General features: G+C 33.0%; 18 protein-coding genes. 1 reads left to right on the forward strand and 17 read right to left on the reverse strand.

Features of this window, described 5'->3' with window-relative positions:
• Positions 1 to 51: 51 nt before the first annotated feature.
• The 4 genes from ABMY20_RS14755 to ABMY20_RS14770 form a co-directional block, all read right to left on the reverse strand.
• Positions 52 to 705: an ATP-binding protein gene (locus ABMY20_RS14755; protein ID WP_349265657.1), complete on the reverse strand. Its 654-nt coding sequence runs from the start codon at positions 703 to 705 to the stop codon at positions 52 to 54.
• The gene (pnuC, locus tag ABMY20_RS14760) at positions 666 to 1298 is read right to left on the reverse strand and encodes a nicotinamide riboside transporter PnuC (protein WP_349265658.1); all 633 of its coding nucleotides are present in this window, start codon (positions 1296 to 1298) and stop codon (positions 666 to 668) included. The genes ABMY20_RS14755 and pnuC overlap by 40 nt, the downstream gene beginning before the upstream one ends.
• Positions 1282 to 1542 (reverse strand): hypothetical protein, encoded by a 261-nt coding sequence (locus tag ABMY20_RS14765; RefSeq protein ID WP_028891327.1) that lies wholly within the window; start codon positions 1540 to 1542, stop codon positions 1282 to 1284. Before ABMY20_RS14765 ends, pnuC begins: the two co-directional genes overlap by 17 nt.
• Before the next feature lie 272 nt (positions 1543 to 1814).
• Positions 1815 to 2441, reverse strand: coding sequence for a 4'-phosphopantetheinyl transferase superfamily protein (locus ABMY20_RS14770; protein WP_167712452.1), 627 nt, complete (start codon positions 2439 to 2441; stop codon positions 1815 to 1817).
• A 62-nt stretch (positions 2442 to 2503) separates the two neighbouring features.
• On the opposite strand from ABMY20_RS14770, the gene ahcY reads away from it, so the two are divergent.
• Positions 2504 to 3820, forward strand: coding sequence for an adenosylhomocysteinase (gene ahcY / locus ABMY20_RS14775; RefSeq protein WP_274639443.1), 1317 nt, complete (start codon positions 2504 to 2506; stop codon positions 3818 to 3820).
• 72 nt (positions 3821 to 3892) lie between these two features.
• Here the strand turns inward: ahcY and ABMY20_RS14780 are convergent, their stop codons facing one another.
• The 13 genes from ABMY20_RS14780 to ABMY20_RS14840 all read right to left on the reverse strand — a co-directional run bounded on the left by ABMY20_RS14780 (position 3893) and on the right by ABMY20_RS14840 (position 17993).
• Entirely contained in the window at positions 3893 to 4399 is a 507-nt protein-coding gene (locus ABMY20_RS14780) for a ferritin (protein ID WP_274639444.1), read from the reverse strand.
• Positions 4400 to 4481: 82 nt separating this feature from the next.
• Positions 4482 to 4775 (reverse strand): hypothetical protein, encoded by a 294-nt coding sequence (locus tag ABMY20_RS14785; protein ID WP_349265659.1) that lies wholly within the window; start codon positions 4773 to 4775, stop codon positions 4482 to 4484.
• A 102-nt stretch (positions 4776 to 4877) separates the two neighbouring features.
• The gene (locus ABMY20_RS14790) at positions 4878 to 5885 is read right to left on the reverse strand and encodes a TlpA disulfide reductase family protein (RefSeq protein ID WP_253679045.1); all 1008 of its coding nucleotides are present in this window, start codon (positions 5883 to 5885) and stop codon (positions 4878 to 4880) included.
• A gap of 136 nt (positions 5886 to 6021) precedes the next feature.
• The gene (locus ABMY20_RS14795) at positions 6022 to 7557 is read right to left on the reverse strand and encodes a YifB family Mg chelatase-like AAA ATPase (RefSeq protein WP_047790333.1); all 1536 of its coding nucleotides are present in this window, start codon (positions 7555 to 7557) and stop codon (positions 6022 to 6024) included.
• A 39-nt stretch (positions 7558 to 7596) separates the two neighbouring features.
• On the reverse strand, positions 7597 to 7959 hold the full coding sequence (locus ABMY20_RS14800) for a hypothetical protein (protein ID WP_349265660.1): 363 nt from the start codon (positions 7957 to 7959) through the stop codon (positions 7597 to 7599).
• 32 nt (positions 7960 to 7991) lie between these two features.
• On the reverse strand, positions 7992 to 8564 hold the full coding sequence (locus ABMY20_RS14805) for a DUF4126 domain-containing protein (RefSeq protein WP_349265661.1): 573 nt from the start codon (positions 8562 to 8564) through the stop codon (positions 7992 to 7994).
• A 78-nt stretch (positions 8565 to 8642) separates the two neighbouring features.
• Complete coding sequence (locus ABMY20_RS14810) at positions 8643 to 10607, reverse strand: cytochrome c biogenesis protein CcdA (protein ID WP_047790330.1); 1965 nt, start codon at positions 10605 to 10607, stop codon at positions 8643 to 8645.
• A 25-nt stretch (positions 10608 to 10632) separates the two neighbouring features.
• Positions 10633 to 11946: a tRNA lysidine(34) synthetase TilS gene (tilS, locus tag ABMY20_RS14815; RefSeq protein WP_349265662.1), complete on the reverse strand. Its 1314-nt coding sequence runs from the start codon at positions 11944 to 11946 to the stop codon at positions 10633 to 10635.
• A gap of 11 nt (positions 11947 to 11957) precedes the next feature.
• Positions 11958 to 12782, reverse strand: a complete 825-nt coding sequence (locus ABMY20_RS14820) for a lysophospholipase (protein ID WP_349265663.1) — start codon at positions 12780 to 12782, stop codon at positions 11958 to 11960.
• On the reverse strand, positions 12782 to 13294 hold the full coding sequence (locus tag ABMY20_RS14825) for a hypothetical protein (protein WP_253055406.1): 513 nt from the start codon (positions 13292 to 13294) through the stop codon (positions 12782 to 12784). Before ABMY20_RS14825 ends, ABMY20_RS14820 begins: the two co-directional genes overlap by 1 nt.
• A 66-nt stretch (positions 13295 to 13360) precedes the next feature.
• Positions 13361 to 14677 carry an aminodeoxychorismate synthase component I gene (gene pabB / locus ABMY20_RS14830; RefSeq protein WP_349265664.1) on the reverse strand — a complete coding sequence of 439 codons (1317 nt, stop codon included), beginning with the start codon at positions 14675 to 14677 and terminating at the stop codon, positions 13361 to 13363.
• Between the two features lie 229 nt (positions 14678 to 14906).
• Entirely contained in the window at positions 14907 to 17345 is a 2439-nt protein-coding gene (locus ABMY20_RS14835) for a sodium-translocating pyrophosphatase (RefSeq protein ID WP_349265665.1), read from the reverse strand.
• A 120-nt stretch (positions 17346 to 17465) separates the two neighbouring features.
• Complete coding sequence (locus ABMY20_RS14840) at positions 17466 to 17993, reverse strand: inorganic diphosphatase (RefSeq protein WP_047790320.1); 528 nt, start codon at positions 17991 to 17993, stop codon at positions 17466 to 17468.
• Between the last annotated feature and the right edge of the window lie 83 nt (positions 17994 to 18076).

Consider the following 18076-nt stretch of genomic DNA (forward strand, 5'->3'; position numbering starts at 1 on the left):
GTTTATCTATTATAGTAATGACATGAAATAAGGAATGACGTTTAGCAATGCTTACATATCGTAATTAGGTGTGTCGGGTGATTGGTGCATGAAGTGCATGTCTAAATCGGTAAGGGTGTCGGAAAAAGAGTATAGGTTTTCTTTTTTAGTGAGTAATTCATCAATAATTTCGACTGCTTTTTTCAATCGAGTTTCTTTATCTCCTTTTAACAATACATACGGACGGTTGTATTTTTTCAACGCATTTTCAAAGGCTTTAAACATTTCCAAACGTTGCTCGGGTCTGTCCCGTAAATCATCGGCTTCCCAAGGCGTATCGATATAGGTTAAAAAATAAATATCGTAGGTATTTGCAATGGCAGCCTCGTCTAATTTCGGATCTACGAATCCGCCATAATACTCTTCAGAATATACTTTGGTTTCCAATAAATCGGTATCACAGATGAGTACTTTATCCGCTTTTTTAGCCAATTCATTTTCCAAACCCATTTGTCCTTCAGCAATCGGAATTAAATCGTGTTGCTCACAAGTTTTACGTTCGTTGTTCCACTTATCTTGCAAGTATTCACGCGCAAATTCGGGAGCCCAAACGGTATTGTAATGACGCGCTAACTGACCAGAAAGTGTTGTTTTTCCTGTGCTTTCAGGTCCAAATAATACCACCTTTACAAGGTTGATGGGTTGTTGTGTAAGTGCTTTTTCCATGCTAAATATCCTGCAATTGCTATAAAGGTAAATAATAAATATTGAAAACTGGTAAAGGTAAATCCTTTGTAAAAGTACAGTGGAACGGAGATAATATCGCCAATAATCCAATAAATCCAGTTTTCTATTTTTCGTTTTGCCATGAGCCACATTCCTACAAAGAAAATAGCAGTGGTAACGGTGTCTACATAAGCTGTCCAGCTCGTCCATTTATCAAAAACGGTATACACAGCATAGACAAAAACCAAGGTGGCTACAAATATGGCGACGCTTTGTTTTTTTTCTTTAGATGTTGTTCTAGAAATAGGAGTTACATGGGTGGCGTCTACTTTTCGTGTCCAGATGTACCAACCGTATACACTCATCATAAAGTAGTACCCGTTAATCATCATATCACCTAACAGTTCCCATTTTAACAAGAGGTACACAAAAATAGCAGTGCTTATCATCCCCGTAGGGAATACCCAAATTTTATTCTGTTTTGAATACCAAACGGATAAAAACCCAAAGATAACGGCAATAATTTCTAGCCAAACATCAATAGGATTGTAATCAGCATACTGCCCAAAAAGGAAATCAAAAAGTTGGCTCATAATCGCTACGATCGGTTTTTACGATTTTCATAAATAGCAATCCGTTGTCAATTAATTCAAAAGCATTTTTTAATTCAGAAGTAACTAAGCTCATCACGGTATCATAATCTCCATATACCTGTGTACTCAAAGGATTCTCTAACACGGTTAAACCTGAGGCTCTTAATTTTTTGATGAAATTGATAATTGGTTCTTCAAATTCGTTCTGAAGCGGACTTAAGGTTAGTTCTACGGATATTTTCATGGTTGTTCCTAATTAGAAAGATGCAAAGTTACTAAAGTTAAGTTGTTGTTGTATGGGAAAGGTTTTTGGAGTTTTTCAAAGTTTCAAAGATGCAGAGTTTTGTAGTGGCAAAGTTCAAAGTTTTGGAGTAGTAGAGTTTCAAAGATGCAGAGTCGTGGAGTTACAGAGTTTTTTTAGTTGCAAAGTTTTTAGAGATGCAGAGCTTCAAAGTTTCATAGTAGCAAAGTTTTTGGGTTGTAGAGGTTATGGAGTAGGAGAGTGTGATACATATTTTAACAAGCGCATACGCAGGTGAATCCTTCCATTTCTAAAAAGTGGATGTCGTATTCTGAGGTTTGTCCTTCGTATAAAATTTTTCCAGTGGTTTGATTGGTGTCAAAAGAGAAATCTTCAATATAAATGTTTTCTAAGAAGAGCAATTTTTTCTTTCCGTAGATTTTATACAAACTTTCTTTGGCGCCCCAAACAATGGTAAGTTTGCTAACTAGCGCATCGTGGTTGGCAATAGATTTGTATTCTTCAATAGGAGTAAATTTGTGTGCGATTTTTACAATTTTGTCGCGCTGCATTTCAATATCTATCCCCACAGGTTGTGTATCGGAAATAATTATTGCCGAAAAGGTAAATGAATGGGTTATTGAAATGAATTTACCGTCTTTTAAGTGTGGTTTTCCGTAGCCATCGTATAGTAAATCATCATCGGTATAGCCAACTTCTTTTAGTAAGTGACGTACGCTCATAAAGCCTCTTTGGTGTAAATCGGACTTCATGCCGTTTACTCTTTGTTGATTTCCTTTTGTTAAAGAAACGCCGTTAGAAAGTTGTTCAAAAGATTCTTCAATCTTCCAAATCAATGCTTTAGCATGGTTGTTTACCGTTAATGTTTTGTAAAGAGGCATATTTTAGAAAGTTATTTCGTAATTTTGCGACTCAAATTTAAGATACATAAATATACAAAAATATGAGCACAAAAACCGCGACATATGTTCCTTACAAAGTTAAAGATATTTCTTTAGCTGATTGGGGAAGAAAAGAGATTGAATTGGCAGAAGCTGAAATGCCAGGGTTAATGAGTTTACGAGAAGAGTATAAAGATGAGCAACCTTTAAAGGGTGCAAGAATTGCAGGATGTTTACACATGACGATTCAAACTGCGGTTTTAATTGAAACATTACAAGCTTTAGGTGCTGAGGTTACTTGGAGTTCTTGTAATATTTTCTCTACTCAAGATCAAGCTGCTGCTGCTATTGCTGCTGCTGGAACTCCTGTGTATGCTTGGAAAGGTATGAATGAAGAAGAGTTTGATTGGTGTATTGAACAAACATTATTCTTTGGTGAAGATAAGAAGCCATTAAACATGATTTTAGATGATGGTGGAGATTTAACGAATATGGTATTAGATAAATATCCTGAATTAGCTTCTGGAATTAAAGGTTTATCTGAAGAAACAACTACTGGTGTACACCGTTTATACGAGCGTATGAAAAACGGAACGTTACCAATGCCTGCGATTAACGTAAATGACTCGGTTACTAAATCGAAGTTTGACAATAAGTACGGATGTAAAGAATCTGCTGTAGATGCGATTCGTCGTGCTACTGATGTAATGTTAGCTGGTAAAAGAGTAGTGGTTTGTGGTTATGGTGATGTTGGTAAAGGTACTGCGGCATCTTTCCGTGGAGCTGGTTCTATCGTTACTGTTACTGAAATTGACCCTATTTGTGCGTTACAAGCGGCAATGGACGGTTTTGAAGTGAAGAAATTAGAAACTGTTGTTGGAAAGGCGGATATCGTAATTACTACTACTGGTAACAAAGATATCGTTCGTTCTGAGCACTTCGAAGCAATGAAAGATAAGACTATCGTTTGTAATATTGGTCACTTTGATAACGAAATCCAAATGGGTTGGTTAAATGAAACATACGGTGATACTAAGGTTGAAATTAAACCTCAGGTTGATAAGTATACTGTTAAAGGAAATGACATTATTGTATTAGCTGAAGGACGTTTAGTAAACTTAGGTTGTGCTACCGGTCACCCAAGTTTTGTAATGTCTAACTCTTTTACAAACCAAACCTTAGCGCAAATCGAGTTATGGAAAAATTCTGATGCGTATAAAAACGAGGTGTATATGTTACCTAAACACTTAGATGAAAAAGTAGCAAAATTACACTTAGCTAAGATTGGTGTTGAGTTAACCGAGTTACGTGAAGATCAAGCGAAATATATTGGTGTAACTGTTGAAGGTCCATACAAACCAGAACACTATAGATACTAGATTCTTAGAGTCAATACATAAAAAAATCCCGCAACATTGTTGCGGGATTTTTTTATACTGTTTATAAAAGTTTTATTCAGTAGGAATACGCTCATCAATCATTTTTAATGGCATACCTTCCATTAAATCGATTAAGTCTAAAATGTCTCTTACTTTTTCTTCTTCTTCGGCTTGTTCTGTTACAAACCATTGTAAAAAGATTTCAGAAGTAAAATCACTTACTTTTCTTGCAGTTTTAAATACGTGGTGAATAGATTTAGTTACTTCTATTTCGGCATCTAAAGAAGCTTCAAAAATAGCTCGTAAGCTTTCAAATTCGTGAGCAACTTCTGTAGCTATAGGTGACATTGCACTACCGCCATTATCGTTAACGAATTTGAAAATCTTCATCATGTGCTCTCTTTCTTCTTCAGCTTGCTTATAAAAGTATGCTGCGCTATTTCTAAGTTCTCTTTGGTCGCACCATGATGCCATGGCTAAATATTTAGAAGAAGCTTGTTGCTCCATCGTTATTTGGTGGTTTAGCAAATCAACTACTTCCACATCTAAAATCATGTCTCTTCTTATTGCTGTTTCCATAATATTTTGTTTAGTTTTAATACTATAAAGATACAGATTATAAGACTCTAAAAAGAATAGGAGGGCTAATTTAAAGCTAGTCTTAGTAAAGACTTTTCTGCTTAAATACTGATAAAAGAAGTTCTCGTAACTCTATAAGTTGAGGTACATCTAAGAATAATAGGTGTTTATTGTCTGCTGCAAAAAGGAGTACGAAGTTATCTCCGTCAATAATTGTTTCTAATGATTCGTACGAAGCGCGTTCTAATACTTTTTTCCTGAAGGTTAATAGTTGGCAAAAAGTAAAGTCTATTACTTTATAGCCTAAATCTAGTTGGTAGCAGTTTCTGCCACCACAAGATATTTTAAACGATACATCTTCTGTTAAAAAATTCATTCGGCAAATATAATTATTTTTAATGAATCTAAAGAAGAATAATTTAAGCAATAAAAAATCCCACTAATTAGTGGGATTTTTTAATATAAACGTCTTTTAAGACTAGATGTTTAATGATTCAAATAACTCAACTAATTTAGGATTAGAAGGTCTTGGAGCATTAGAGTCTATAATCTTTCCTTCTGGATCTAATAAAATAAATCTTGGAATTCCTGATACTCTATACGCATCCATGAAAGCTTTATCTTCTTTAGCATATAATTGAACTCCTGATAATTCTTTATCAACAATCATTTTTTTCCAAGTTTCATAGTCTTTTTGTCTGTCAACAGAAATACTTACGAACTCGATGTTTTTATTGTGATATTTTTCTTCAACTTTCTTTAAGAAAGGGATTTCATTTTTACATGGTTGACACCAAGTAGCCCATAAATCGATATACACATACTTACCTTTTAAATCATCTAAAGAAGTAGTACCACCAGCATTGTTTTCGTAATTAACAAACTTAGGAGATTCAGCACCCTTAGCTAATTTTTTAGTAATGTATTGCTTGTCGTTATACATTTTAGTTAAGTAATTTTCTAAACCAGCAATACTTTGTTTTTGACTTGCTACAAAAGTAGAATCTAATGAGGCTCCTTCAAATCTTTTGTTAAAATCATCAACAAAATTAGAAACTTTAGATCTGAAGTCTAACTCTGGTAAATTCATTAATTCTTTATCTTCAAATAATTTCTTTTGCTCTAATGAAGCTTTAGCTAAAAAAGCACTTTCTTCAAAACCAACTCCTGTATAAGTTATAGTTTCGTCAAATTTTTTAGCATCAATCGTCATATTAATATCGGCTCCGTTTTTTAAGTATAAAGCAGTATATTCTTTACCATCAAAAAATCTGTAGAAACCATCTTTTACATTCATAGTATCTTTAAAAGTTCCATCCTCACCAACTTTAATTACTTTGTTGAATTTAAATTGAGGGTTAGAAATAGTAACTGTTTCAGAGTTTTTGTTGGTAATTTTTCCAGAAAAAGTCACATAATCTTTTTGTTTCTCTTTACATGAAATTAAGGCAATAGAAAATGCCAATAAGTAAACTAATTTTTTCATTAGGGTGTATGTTTAATTTTGCTGTTTAGCTTTTTAAATAAACGCCTAAATTAGTGATTTTATATGAAAGCACAATTTTTTAACATTTCGCTAACTGTCTTAAAGTTGTATACTTTATTGAATTTTAACTTTATAATTATCCTAACCAACCTTCACGATCTAGACTCCTATACTGAATTGCTTCGGTAATATGTTCGGATAGTATATTTTCGGAAGAAGCTAAATCGGCAATGGTACGAGATACTTTTAAAATTCTGTCATAAGCCCTAGCTGATAGGTTTAACTTTTCCATGGCCACTTTTAATAAGCTTTTACTTTCTTCTGATAATTTACAAAATTCACGAATTTGCTTTACATTCATTTGTGCGTTGTAATGAATGTTTTCAAGGTTTTTAAATCTAGTTGTTTGTATTTCACGAGCAAGGGTAACTCTTTTTCTAATATCTACACTACTTTCTCCTTTTCGTTCATCAGAAAGCTTATCAAAAGGTACTGGTGTTACTTCAATGTGGATATCGATTCTGTCTAACAAGGGACCAGAAATTTTGCTTAAATAACGTTGCATTTCGGCAGGAGAGGAGGTAACCGGTGAGTCGGGATTGTTGAAATATCCAGAAGGACTCGGATTCATACTAGCAACTAACATAAAACTACTAGGGTAGTTTACGGTAAAACGCGCACGTGATATAGTAACTTCTCTATCTTCTAAAGGTTGACGCATTACCTCTAAAACGGTACGCTTAAATTCGGGAAGTTCATCTAAAAATAAAACACCATTATGTGCCAAAGATATTTCTCCAGGTTGTGGATATTGTCCTCCACCTACGAGCGCAACATCTGAAATTGTATGATGTGGTGAGCGAAAGGGACGTTGATACATTAAGCCAGTATTTTTTACTTTTCCTACCACTGAATGTATTTTAGTGGTTTCTAAGGCTTCGTGTAAGGTCATAGGAGGAAGAATGGATGGCAAACGTTTTGCTAACATTGTTTTACCTGCTCCTGGAGGTCCAATAAGAATGATATTATGTCCACCAGCAGCGGCAATTTCCATGCAACGTTTTATAGATTCTTGTCCTTTTACATCAGCAAAATCAAACTCAGGAAAGTCAATGTGCTTGTAAAATTCAGCGCGGGTGTCAACGGTTGTAGGTTCAATTAGTTTGTTACCATCAAAATGGTTTATAACTTCCATAATATTGTCTACCCCAAGAACATTTAAGTCATTAACTATAGCAGCCTCTTTGGCATTTTCTTTTGGAAGGATAAAGTGTTTAAATCCTTCTTCACGAGCCTTAATAGCAATAGGTAGAGCTCCTTTTATAGGTTGTAAACTTCCATCAAGAGAAAGTTCTCCCATAATAATATATTCATCAATCTGTTCTGATTTTATTTGATTGGAGGCAGCCAAAATACCAATAGCTAAAGTTAAATCGTAGGCAGCACCTTCTTTACGAATATCGGCTGGTGCCATGTTAATAATGATTTTCTTTCCAGGGAGTTTGTAACTGTTATTAGCTAAAGCGGCAGAGATTCGATACGAACTTTCACTTACAGCTTTATCGGGTAATCCAACTAAATGATATCCTATACCTTTATCAATATTAACTTCAACAGTAATTGTGGTTGCTTCAATACCAAAAACAGCACTTCCATAGACTTTTACTAGCATATTTTTCTCTTTTCGCTAAAGATAGAGAAAAAATAAAACTTATTGTAATTGCATCTGCTGTGGACTCCAATGAGTTGGATCATTCTTTTTTAAGAACCCTTTTAAAAGGTTGTTATTTTGATAATCTATATGGTCATCATAAATAAAAGAAGTAGGTTTTTTATTTAGTTTATCAAATGGAATAGAGAAAGAATTGTTATCAATGTCTTGTTGATTTACAATAAAAAAAGATAATTCATTTAAATCTAAATTTTTATTAACTGTTGATGAATCATAAAAAGTAGAATAGGTATTTGAGAAAGTATAAATGCTTCCAGGGGCTTTCTCTTTTTTCTTAATTTCTTGTGCTGAAGTAGAAAGTATGACGGTAATTAAAAAGATGGTAGTAATATTATTTTTCATAAAAGTTAGATTTATAAAAATAACACCAATAATTATACCTTTTTTGATTTAGAAAAAATGTATTTAAACATTTTACGTATACTAATAAAAATCAAAATAACTAGAATAATAGCTAGTATAGGGAAAAAAATAGAAAATGCAGACATAACTAACGAGGTGCCTGTTTCTACGGTTGAAATAATTGGATTGGCAACTCCTACAGTTGTTGCTGTAGAAGTAAGTCGAGTAGAAGCAGCAGTGCCCTTTATAGCTGATGCTGTTCCGCCACCAGCAATAATTGCTAAAGCCCAAGTAATAACTGGTGATAAATCTGCCACAGTTGAAACCATTACTGCAGTACCTGCAATTGCGGCTAACGGAACAGCTATGGTATCGAGTAAGTTGTCAAACCAAGGAATATAATATGCAAATATTTCTAATATTGTAGCTACACCTAATGCTATAATAGCAGGGGTACTTGCTACCCACAGCCAGTTTTCATTTAATGGAATAACATTGTAATATCCTGCTAAGCTTAACGTAAATAGAGGTAAAAATACTCTAAACCCTACGGAAGCAGCTAAGCCAATTCCTAAAAATATGCTGATAATAGTTTCCGGTGTCATATATTTTTTATTGAAAGATATAAAAAAAGCCTCTTTTTTAAAAAAGAGGCTTTTAAATATATAATATTTATATTATAATTAGTTAGAGTTAAACCTGTCTAAACCTGTTTTTAACCAATTATAGTATGTTCCGTGATCTGTATATTGTTGAGGTGAGTTTAATATTTCAAGTTCAGGACTCATTAGTACATAAAATGGTTGAGAAGCTGTTTTAAAGTTAGCAGACTGGAAAGTAGCCCATTTATCACCATAGGTTCTAATTCTTTTTACTTTCCCATTAGATTTAATAAAATCAAATTGCTCTTCTTCTGGTAACATTCTTTGATGATCATCAACATATAATGAAATTAATACATAATCATCATTTATTAATGAGTAGATATCTGGTTGACTCCATATGTTTTCTTCCATTTTACGACAGTTAACACATGCCCATCCTGTAAAATCTAATAAAACAGGCTTGTTAACAGATTTTGCGTAAGCTATACCTTCATCAAAATCTTTAAAACAGTTTAAGTTTAAAGGACATTGATTGTCTTTTTTGTATATACTATGGAATTTAGGTGGAGCAAACCCACTTAATAATTTATTTTGACTCCAAGAAGGGTTTTCCATTACACCAGGAGCTAAGTATACTGCTAAAGCTAAGGCTCCAATTCCTACTAAAACTCTAAATAAGGTCATTTTACCATACCTTTTTCCTATGAAACCAAATAAGTACAGTGCTAAAAGGAACGCAATTAAAGCCCATATTCCAATAAAAATTTCTCTTTTTAGTATTCCCCAGTGTCCTACTAAATCAGCATTTGATAAGAATTTAAATGCAAAAGCTAATTCAATAAATCCTAAAACAACTTTAACAGTATTTAACCATCCACCAGATTTTGGTAATGTGTTTAACCAGTTAGGGAACATCGCAAAAAGAGCAAAAGGTAAAGCTAATGCTAAACCAAAACCAACCATACCTACAGATAATTGCATTGCTCCTCCACTTAATGATCCTGCTAATAATGAACCTAAAATAGGTCCTGTACAAGAAAATGATACAATAGCTAAAGTTAATGCCATGAAGAAAACTCCAAGAACGCCTCCAACATTTGAAGCGCTATCTGCTTTATTACTCCAAGAACTAGGTAGTGTTAATTCATAAAAACCGAAGAATGAACCTGCAAAAAATATTAGTATTACAAAGAAAAATAGGTTTAACCATATGTTTGTTGAAATACTATTTAATATTTCAGGATCTAAAGTATCTAAGAAATGAAAAGGAAGACTTATTAAACCATAAATTAATACGATGAAAAAACCGTATAGGATAGCGCTACCAACACCTTTTCCTCTTTTTTCTGTACGTTTTGTGAAAAACGATACAGTTAAAGGAACCATTGGAAATACACATGGAGTTAGGAAAGCTAATAATCCACCAACAAAACCTAATAGGAAAATATTTAAAAGACTATTGTCTTCCTCTTCTTCACCAGTATTTGTGTCAGTTGAGCTTTTTAATAAAATTGTATTTTTTAAGTCTAAATTTAAAGTTTGAGATAGTTCTTTACTTTTGTCATCAACTTCAGCAACTGTTTGTGCTACTTTTTCACCTGTTAAAGAAAATGTAAAATCTTCATCAAAAGGTAAACAGTATTCTTTACAAACTTGGGCATCAAGATTTAATGTAACTTTTGTTAAAGTTGAGTCTGAAACAGTAATTCTTTGAATTAACTTACCTTCGTCAACAAAGAAGATTTCATCTTTTCCCCAGATTTCACTAAACTGAGTTTCTGTTTCACTTTCTTTTGCTTTACCATTTAAGGTATATCCAGATTGTCCTTCTGCTGGTGCAATTGTCATAGGTAGTGAAGCATCTTCTGGGTTGTATTGAGAATATAAATGCCAGTCTTCAGCAATTAACACGTCAAAAATTAAGTCGTACTCAGTATCAGAGATTTTCTCTACCTTAGGAGTAACAACTACGGGGTTATCGTCAGATTGAGAATAAACCGCTAAACCTATGAATAATAAAAATAGAGTAAAGAATTTTTTCATTCTATATGTAGTTTGATGGGGTTAATTAAATACTAATTTTTAATAGTTTGGTTGTTTTTTCTGTTGGTAAAAAGCGTCTATCTTGTCGTTTTCCTACTATCCAAATAACTTCGTTTTTACTAGAACAGAGCAACCAAATTTTATTTTTGTTTACAATTGATATTTTTTCGTCTTTAAAATATTTACTTACTTTTTTTCGACCTATCATTCCTTTAGGATAAAAAAAGTCGCCGGATTTCCACCGTCTGAGTTTTAGAGGGAAGTTAAGAAGTTCATAATCAACATAAATGTTTTCTTTATTAATGTTAGTTTTTTTTAGAACTTTTTTTAGTTGCAGCTTTATCGGTGCTGTAATTTCTTTGTTTTCCTCCCTAATAATGAAATATTCCTTTTCAAAGGAACTTTTTTCATTAGTGCGTAAAAGTAATAAAAAATCTCTGTCTTTCAACAAAGTATAAAATTTTGTTAAAATCTGCTTGCCAGATTGTGCATAAATCAAGTTGTAAACATCGTTCCATTCCGTGAATTTATAGGACTTTAGCAGCTGGTAGAGGTATGCTTTTGGATTGGATAACTTTAACAGTTTTTCAATATTTATTTTTAATAAATCTCCCTCTTTTGAGACAATTTCATGGGTAATGTCCGCTATTTTATCATCAATAATTTGTTGAGACTCTTTTAAATGATCAATTGTTTTATTGAAGTTTTTTAAAACGCTGTCATTCAGTTCTTTTAGTGTAGGTGCAATCTGGTGGCGTATTTTATTTCGAAGATATTTGGTTTCTGAATTACTTTCATCTTCACGCCATTCAATATTATTTTTTTTGGCAAAGGTTATAATCTCTTCACGAGAAAAAATAAGTAAAGGTCTAATGATATTTTTATTAATTGAAGGAATTCCTGTTAAGCCTTCTAAACCAGTACCTCGAGAGAGATTAATTAAAAATGTCTCTAAATTATCATCAGCATGATGGGCTGTTAATATATAATCAAAATTATTTTCTTTACTTAGGGAGTCAAACCAACTGTAACGTAACTCTCTTGCTGCTAGTTGTGTTGATAATTTATTTTTAGTAGTATATTCATTAGTGTTAAAGCGTGTTGTAAATGTTTGAATGTTCAAACTTTTTCCTAACTCTTTAATAAAGAGTTCATCTAAATCACTTTCTTTTCCTCTTAGTTGAAAATTACAGTGTGCTAACGAAATATTAAACTGTAGTTGATGTAAGAGGTGTGTTAGTACAACACTATCAACTCCCCCAGAAATAGCTATTAGTAACTTTTTTTCTTTTAAAAAAGAAAATTGTTCGTCAATATGTTTTGCTAATTGTTGGAGCATGTGAATAATAATTATTGTAATTGAGTGTTTAGCCAGTTTACAACATCTTGTAGCATTTCTTCTTTACATAAGTCATTTTGTAACTCATGATATCCTCCTTCGTATAGTTTTATACTAGCTTTAGGCGTATTGTTAGCAAAAGCCTCCGTGCCTTTATAATCAATAATTTTATCACCTGTACCGTGTAATAGTAACATTGGTGTTTTTAAAGAAGGTGCATTTTTTATAGCCCATTCACCAGCATCAATAAATGATAAAGAAAAATTAGGACTTACTTTATCATGAACTAATGAGTCATTTATATATTTTTCAACTTCAATAGGGTCGCGAGATATATCGTTAGCATCTAACTCATTTCCTAAAGTAATTGAGGGAGCTATTTTTTGCATTATTTTTCCTAACGAAAGTTTCCAAGTAGGCGGCTGAAAAGCTAAACGTAAAAAAGGACTGGTAGCTATGACTCCTTTTAGATGATGTTTTTCTCTAAGCGTGTAATTAATTACAGTGTTGCCTCCCATAGAGTGCCCATATAAAAACGTAGGTTTATCACCAAAAACCTCTTTAGTTTTTTCAATAAGTTTAGTAACACTTTTTAATACATAATTATACCCTGGATTGTGTCCTCTTTTCCCTGTTGTTTTTCCATGACCAAAATGATCAAAAGTAACTACACCAAAATTATTATCGGTTAGTTTTTTTGCAACATGTTTATACCTTCCAGAATGTTCTCCCATTCCGTGAACAATTACCACTATGGCTTTTACAGTTTCTGGTTGCCAATACTGACCAAAAAACTCAGTTTTATGAAAATTGAATGTGAATGTATGGTGTGTCATTAGTCTCTTGTAATGTTTCCGTCTTCTAAAATATTAAAAATAATAGTAGAAGGAGCGTCAGAAATATATTCAACTAATTCAATACTATTTTTATTAAGAGTAGAGGTGGTTTTTAACATTCCTTCCGCAATTTCGTCATAAGCCAATACTTGACTATTAATTATATTAAATTGTTTATCGTAAGTTACCAGCATAGAGATTAACTCAGTATTATTTGGATAGAAATAATATACTACTGATTGAAAGTTTTCTGATATTTTAGGAAGATAAGAAATACCAATTTTAGCGTTCTCTTCATCTAATTGTTCTTCAAAAATTGAAGGAAGTTTTAAAAGCTTTTGTTGTGGTTTTGTTAATAATTTACCCTCTACATGATTGCTAAAGTTTGTACTATCAACCAAAGGAACATTTTTAGTAGGATAGTCGTTTAAAAATGAATACTTGTTTGCTTTACAAGACGTCATTGATGCAATAATAGCAACGAATAGTATAAGTTTAATTGTGTTTTTCATCTCTTTATTTTTTGTAATAGTTTTTTGATTAGAAATACTTTTTCTGAGTATTTGCTATAAATATAGTTAACTTTTGTTAGTGTGCGTTAAAACATATTTCATAGCCTTGGCTTTGAGTAAACATTCTTCATACTCCTTTTCTGGAGTAGATTTTGCTGTAATAGCCCCACCAACTGAGTATGAAACGTATTTGTTCTCGGAATTGTATAAAATACTTCGGATAACTACGTTAAAATCGAAGTCGCCATTTGGAGTAAAATAGCCTACGGTTCCAGAGTATAGGCCACGTTTAGTTTCTTCTAGTTCTTCAATGATTTTCATGGCAGAAATTTTTGGAGCTCCGGTCATACTTCCCATTGGAAAAGTATCTTTAATTACATCAACTGGGTGTGTGGTGTTTTCAATTTCTGAAACTACGGTAGAAATCATTTGATGTACTTGCTTAAACGAATATACTTTACATAGTTCTTCTACTTGGACACTTCCTTTTTTAGCTGTTCTTGATAAGTCGTTACGAACTAAATCTACAATCATAATATTTTCTGACCGTTCTTTTTCATCACGAGCTAAATCAAAAGCTATTTTTTTATCTTCAATCGGGTCAATCAAACGTTTTGCTGTCCCTTTAATAGGTTGCGAAATAATTTTAGAATTTTCTTTTCTAATATATCGTTCGGGAGTTGCAGATAGTAGGTAATGATTGTCGTTTCTAAAAAACGTTGCAAATGGAGGTTCCGATATTTTGTTTAACTGTGTGTATACTTTATAGGGGTTTATAACTGTGTTTTCTGCATAGAATTCTTGACAGAAGTTTGCCTCATAAATATCTCCTCTATGTATATGTTCTAATACTTTTTCTACTTTTTGATGGTATTCATCTTTATGGATACGTAGTTTTATTTTTACTTCATCAGTTTCCTCTTGTTGATAATTATCAATAGAAGGGTTTGTTTCAATAATATCTTCAAAATCTTCTTCTAATTCATCATCAATCATTTGTAAGTAATGAAACTCAACAGAACTTCCTTTGATGAAAATTAATTTTTGAGGTTGAAAAAAATATAAATCAGGAAGATGAAGTCCGTCAAAATTCTTAGAAGTCAGTTTTTCTACATCATTTTTAACATCGTAACTAATGTAACCAAAGATGTAGTCTTTGGTGAAAGATTGATATTCTTTTAGTTTATCAAAAGCATTATAGTAATCTGTTTTAATAGAAGTAAACTCTTCTACAGCTAAAGCACAATCGAAAGAGCTATATTGTTGCTCGTAATTGTTAGAATCTAGCCAAATAGCTGTTTCAAATTGTTTAGCCCAAACAAACAGCTTTTGCTTGAAGAGCTCAGGGGTGTCTATAGAAAAAATACGGACGGTTCTTGACATCGCCACAAAAATAAGAAACCCGATAGAAATACTGCTATCGGGTTTGGGTTTTATATAATTTTGGGGTTATACCATTTACAACTTGAAATTACCGTAATAAAACACCTTTTTTCCCTTTCTTCTTCATTTAAAAAAGAAAACGTAGCTAAGGCTATGTTTGATTTTTGAAACTTGGATAAAGAAAAAAATCATCATTTTCTTTTACCGTAATTTCAAATCATAACTGGTATTATTCTTTTTTTGAGTTTTCGTACTCTTTAATTTTTTGTTCAACTTCTTCTAAAGTACCTTCAAAATTTTTTTCTTCAGTTGTTTCTTCACCGTTTTTAACAATTGTAGTAGTAATAGTAGCTTTAGCAGTACCATCATCATTCTTTACAATATTCACTTTAACGATGTTTTCTAACTTGTTCTCAGTAGTAAATTCAGTATCAGTAGAAAGTTTTATTTCATGTTTTTCACCGTTTTTGTCAATCCAGACTTTACTATTTTCTGTCTTTTCATGTGTTTCAGAAGAAGTATGTCCGCCTAATATTGGGGCAATAACTAAACCAACTAAACACGTAAGTTTAATTAAAATATTCATTGATGGTCCAGAAGTGTCTTTAAAAGGGTCACCAACAGTATCACCTGTAACGGCTGCTTTATGCGCATCAGAACCTTTGTAAGTCATTTCTCCGTTAATTTCAACACCAGCTTCAAACGATTTTTTAGCATTGTCCCAAGCGCCACCTGCATTATTTTGGAAAATAGCCCACATAACACCCGATACACAAACACCAGCCATATAACCACCTAGAGGTTCAGCACCAAAAACTACCCCGATAATTACTGGGGTGATAATGGTAATTAACCCTGGTAAAATCATTTCTTTTAAAGCAGCTTTGGTTGAAATATCTACACATTTTGCATATTCAGGGGTGCCCGTTCCTTCCATAATTCCTGGAATTTCTCTAAACTGACGACGAACTTCATGGACCATTTCCATAGCTGCTTTTCCTACCGATTGCATGGCTAATGCTGAGAATATAACAGGAATCATTCCACCGACAAATAACATTGCTAATACATCTGCTTTAAAAATGTTAATTCCGTCAATTCCTGTGAAGGTTACATAAGCAGCAAATAAAGCTAAGGCTGTTAAAGCTGCGGAAGCGATGGCGAATCCTTTACCAACTGCAGCAGTAGTATTTCCTACAGAATCTAATATGTCGGTACGTTCACGGACGTGATCTTCTAATTCACTCATTTCAGCAACTCCACCCGCATTATCTGCAATAGGACCGAATGCATCAATAGCTAATTGCATTGCCGTAGTTGCCATCATTGCTGAAGCTGCTAAAGCAACTCCGTAAAATCCAGCGAAATAATATGAGCCATAAATAGCTGCAGCAAATAATAAAACAGATAAAAAAGTAGATTTCATACCTACCGCTAAACCTGCAATAATATTAGTTCCTGCACCTGTAGCACTGTTTTGAACAATAGCCAACACAGGCTTTTTGCCTAAGCTAGTATAGTATGAAGTTACCATTGAAATTAGAGCTCCTACAGCTAAACCAATACAGGCTGCCCAAAACACATTAATAGATGCTACTTCTTTAAAACCTGCACCAAAGAATTTCATTTGCATAGTTTCAGGGAGCATCCATTTTATTAAGAAAAAACTAGCTGCTAAGGTTAAAATAATAGCAACCCAGTTTCCTGTGTCTAATGCTTTTTGTACTTGAGCTTCTTTAGCTGTGTTATCTTTAATTCCTACCAAGAAAGTTCCAATAATGGAAGCAATAATACCAACTCCTGCAATTACTAAAGGAAGTAAAATAGGTCCCATTCCGTTAAACGCATCAGAAAATGAAGAATCTATTGACATGTCTCTAATAACATAGTTACCAAGTACCATGGCTGCTAATACAGTTGCTACATACGAACCAAATAAATCTGCTCCCATACCTGCAACATCACCAACATTATCACCAACGTTATCTGCAATGGTTGCTGGGTTACGAGGATCGTCTTCAGGAATTCCTGCTTCTACTTTTCCAACTAAATCGGCACCTACATCGGCAGCTTTGGTATAAATACCTCCACCAACACGAGCAAATAAAGCAATAGATTCAGCTCCTAAAGAAAATCCAGCCAAGGCTTCTAATACAACAGTCATTTCTTTGTAAAAGTTACCTCCATCTGTAATAAATTGACCAACAAATATTAGAAAAAATAAACTTAGACCTAAAACAGCTAAACCAGCGACACCAAGCCCCATTACGGTTCCACCACCAAAAGATACTTTTAAAGCTTGGGGCAGGCTAGTTTTTGCAGCTTCTGCGGTTCGTGCATTAGCATCGGTAGCTATTCGCATTCCTATGTTTCCTGCGAGTGCAGAAAATATTGCTCCTATAATAAATGCGGGAACAATCATAATACTTGTTGTTTCTACTACTTGCGAGATTCCGAATAAGGCTAATGAAGCGATAATAACAAAGATTAGTAATAATCGATATTCGGCAGCTAAAAAAGCAAGAGCTCCTTCTTTAATACTTTTTGAAATAGATTTCATTTTATCATTTCCTGCATCTTGTTTTTTAACCCAGACCATTTTTATATACATAAAAATGAGTCCTAAAAGTGCCAAAACTATTGGCACATATATCATATTTTGTTTCATGTTATTGTTATTTGATTAGTTATAAGTGTTCGTAAATATAACAAAATCAATAACTAAACAAAAAACCTCTCAGTTACAACTGAGAGGTTTTTTGTTTTATAAAAGGAGTTTTTTTACAAATTAGATAGTAAAATCTCCATTTGTTTTATGTTCGCTATTTTCATAACGCTCTAAACATTTATCTAAGATTTCGTAGGCTTCATCAGCATTACCCCAGTCTCCAATATCAACTTTTTTCTTTTCTAAGTCTTTGTATACTTGGAAGAAGTGAGTGATTTCTTTTTGACGGTGTGGATTTAGATCAGTAATATCGTTGTATCTGTTCCAAATTGGGTCAGAAACAGGGACACAAACTATTTTTTCATCTGGCCCTTTTTCGTCTGCCATATGGAAAACACCAATTGGTTTTACTTCCATAACACACATAGGAAAAGTTGGTTCAGCACCCAATACTAATACGTCTAATGGGTCACCATCTAACGCTAAAGTTTGAGGGATAAATCCATAGTCTCCAGGATACATCATTGATGAGAATAACATTCTGTCAAAACGAATTTTTCCTAAATCAAAATCGTATTCATACTTGTTTCTACTACCTTTTGGTATTTCAATTAAAACATCAACTGTTTTTCTTTCTTTTGCGGTCATATATTCTAAACTTTTCTTCGTTTTCTAAAAATCGGTTTGCAAAAGTAGTGATTTATTAGTTTTTTTAAAGAAAAAACAAAGGT

It is taken from the genome of Tenacibaculum sp. SSH1-16 (assembly GCF_040104435.1).
Classification (GTDB): Bacteria; Bacteroidota; Bacteroidia; order Flavobacteriales; family Flavobacteriaceae; genus Polaribacter; species Polaribacter mesophilus.

What these genes read in the sequence shown, in the direction of transcription:
- ABMY20_RS14765 (WP_028891327.1), bottom strand. Translation starts at nt 1,542, where the DNA reads ATGAAAATATCCGTAGAACTAACCTTAAGTCCGCTTCAGAACGAATTT.
- pnuC (WP_349265658.1), bottom strand. Translation starts at nt 1,298, where the DNA reads ATGAGCCAACTTTTTGATTTCCTTTTTGGGCAGTATGCTGATTACAAT.
- ABMY20_RS14825 (WP_253055406.1), bottom strand. Translation starts at nt 13,294, where the DNA reads ATGAAAAACACAATTAAACTTATACTATTCGTTGCTATTATTGCATCA.
- ABMY20_RS14800 (WP_349265660.1), bottom strand. Translation starts at nt 7,959, where the DNA reads ATGAAAAATAATATTACTACCATCTTTTTAATTACCGTCATACTTTCT.
- ABMY20_RS14810 (WP_047790330.1), bottom strand. Translation starts at nt 10,607, where the DNA reads ATGAAAAAATTCTTTACTCTATTTTTATTATTCATAGGTTTAGCGGTT.
- ahcY (WP_274639443.1), top strand. Translation starts at nt 2,504, where the DNA reads ATGAGCACAAAAACCGCGACATATGTTCCTTACAAAGTTAAAGATATT.
- ABMY20_RS14840 (WP_047790320.1), bottom strand. Translation starts at nt 17,993, where the DNA reads ATGACCGCAAAAGAAAGAAAAACAGTTGATGTTTTAATTGAAATACCA.
- tilS (WP_349265662.1), bottom strand. Translation starts at nt 11,946, where the DNA reads ATGCTCCAACAATTAGCAAAACATATTGACGAACAATTTTCTTTTTTA.
- ABMY20_RS14835 (WP_349265665.1), bottom strand. Translation starts at nt 17,345, where the DNA reads ATGAAACAAAATATGATATATGTGCCAATAGTTTTGGCACTTTTAGGA.
- ABMY20_RS14795 (WP_047790333.1), bottom strand. Translation starts at nt 7,557, where the DNA reads ATGCTAGTAAAAGTCTATGGAAGTGCTGTTTTTGGTATTGAAGCAACC.
- ABMY20_RS14785 (WP_349265659.1), bottom strand. Translation starts at nt 4,775, where the DNA reads ATGAATTTTTTAACAGAAGATGTATCGTTTAAAATATCTTGTGGTGGC.
- ABMY20_RS14755 (WP_349265657.1), bottom strand. Translation starts at nt 705, where the DNA reads ATGGAAAAAGCACTTACACAACAACCCATCAACCTTGTAAAGGTGGTA.
- ABMY20_RS14820 (WP_349265663.1), bottom strand. Translation starts at nt 12,782, where the DNA reads ATGACACACCATACATTCACATTCAATTTTCATAAAACTGAGTTTTTT.
- ABMY20_RS14805 (WP_349265661.1), bottom strand. Translation starts at nt 8,564, where the DNA reads ATGACACCGGAAACTATTATCAGCATATTTTTAGGAATTGGCTTAGCT.
- ABMY20_RS14780 (WP_274639444.1), bottom strand. Translation starts at nt 4,399, where the DNA reads ATGGAAACAGCAATAAGAAGAGACATGATTTTAGATGTGGAAGTAGTT.
- pabB (WP_349265664.1), bottom strand. Translation starts at nt 14,677, where the DNA reads ATGTCAAGAACCGTCCGTATTTTTTCTATAGACACCCCTGAGCTCTTC.
- ABMY20_RS14790 (WP_253679045.1), bottom strand. Translation starts at nt 5,885, where the DNA reads ATGAAAAAATTAGTTTACTTATTGGCATTTTCTATTGCCTTAATTTCA.
- ABMY20_RS14770 (WP_167712452.1), bottom strand. Translation starts at nt 2,441, where the DNA reads ATGCCTCTTTACAAAACATTAACGGTAAACAACCATGCTAAAGCATTG.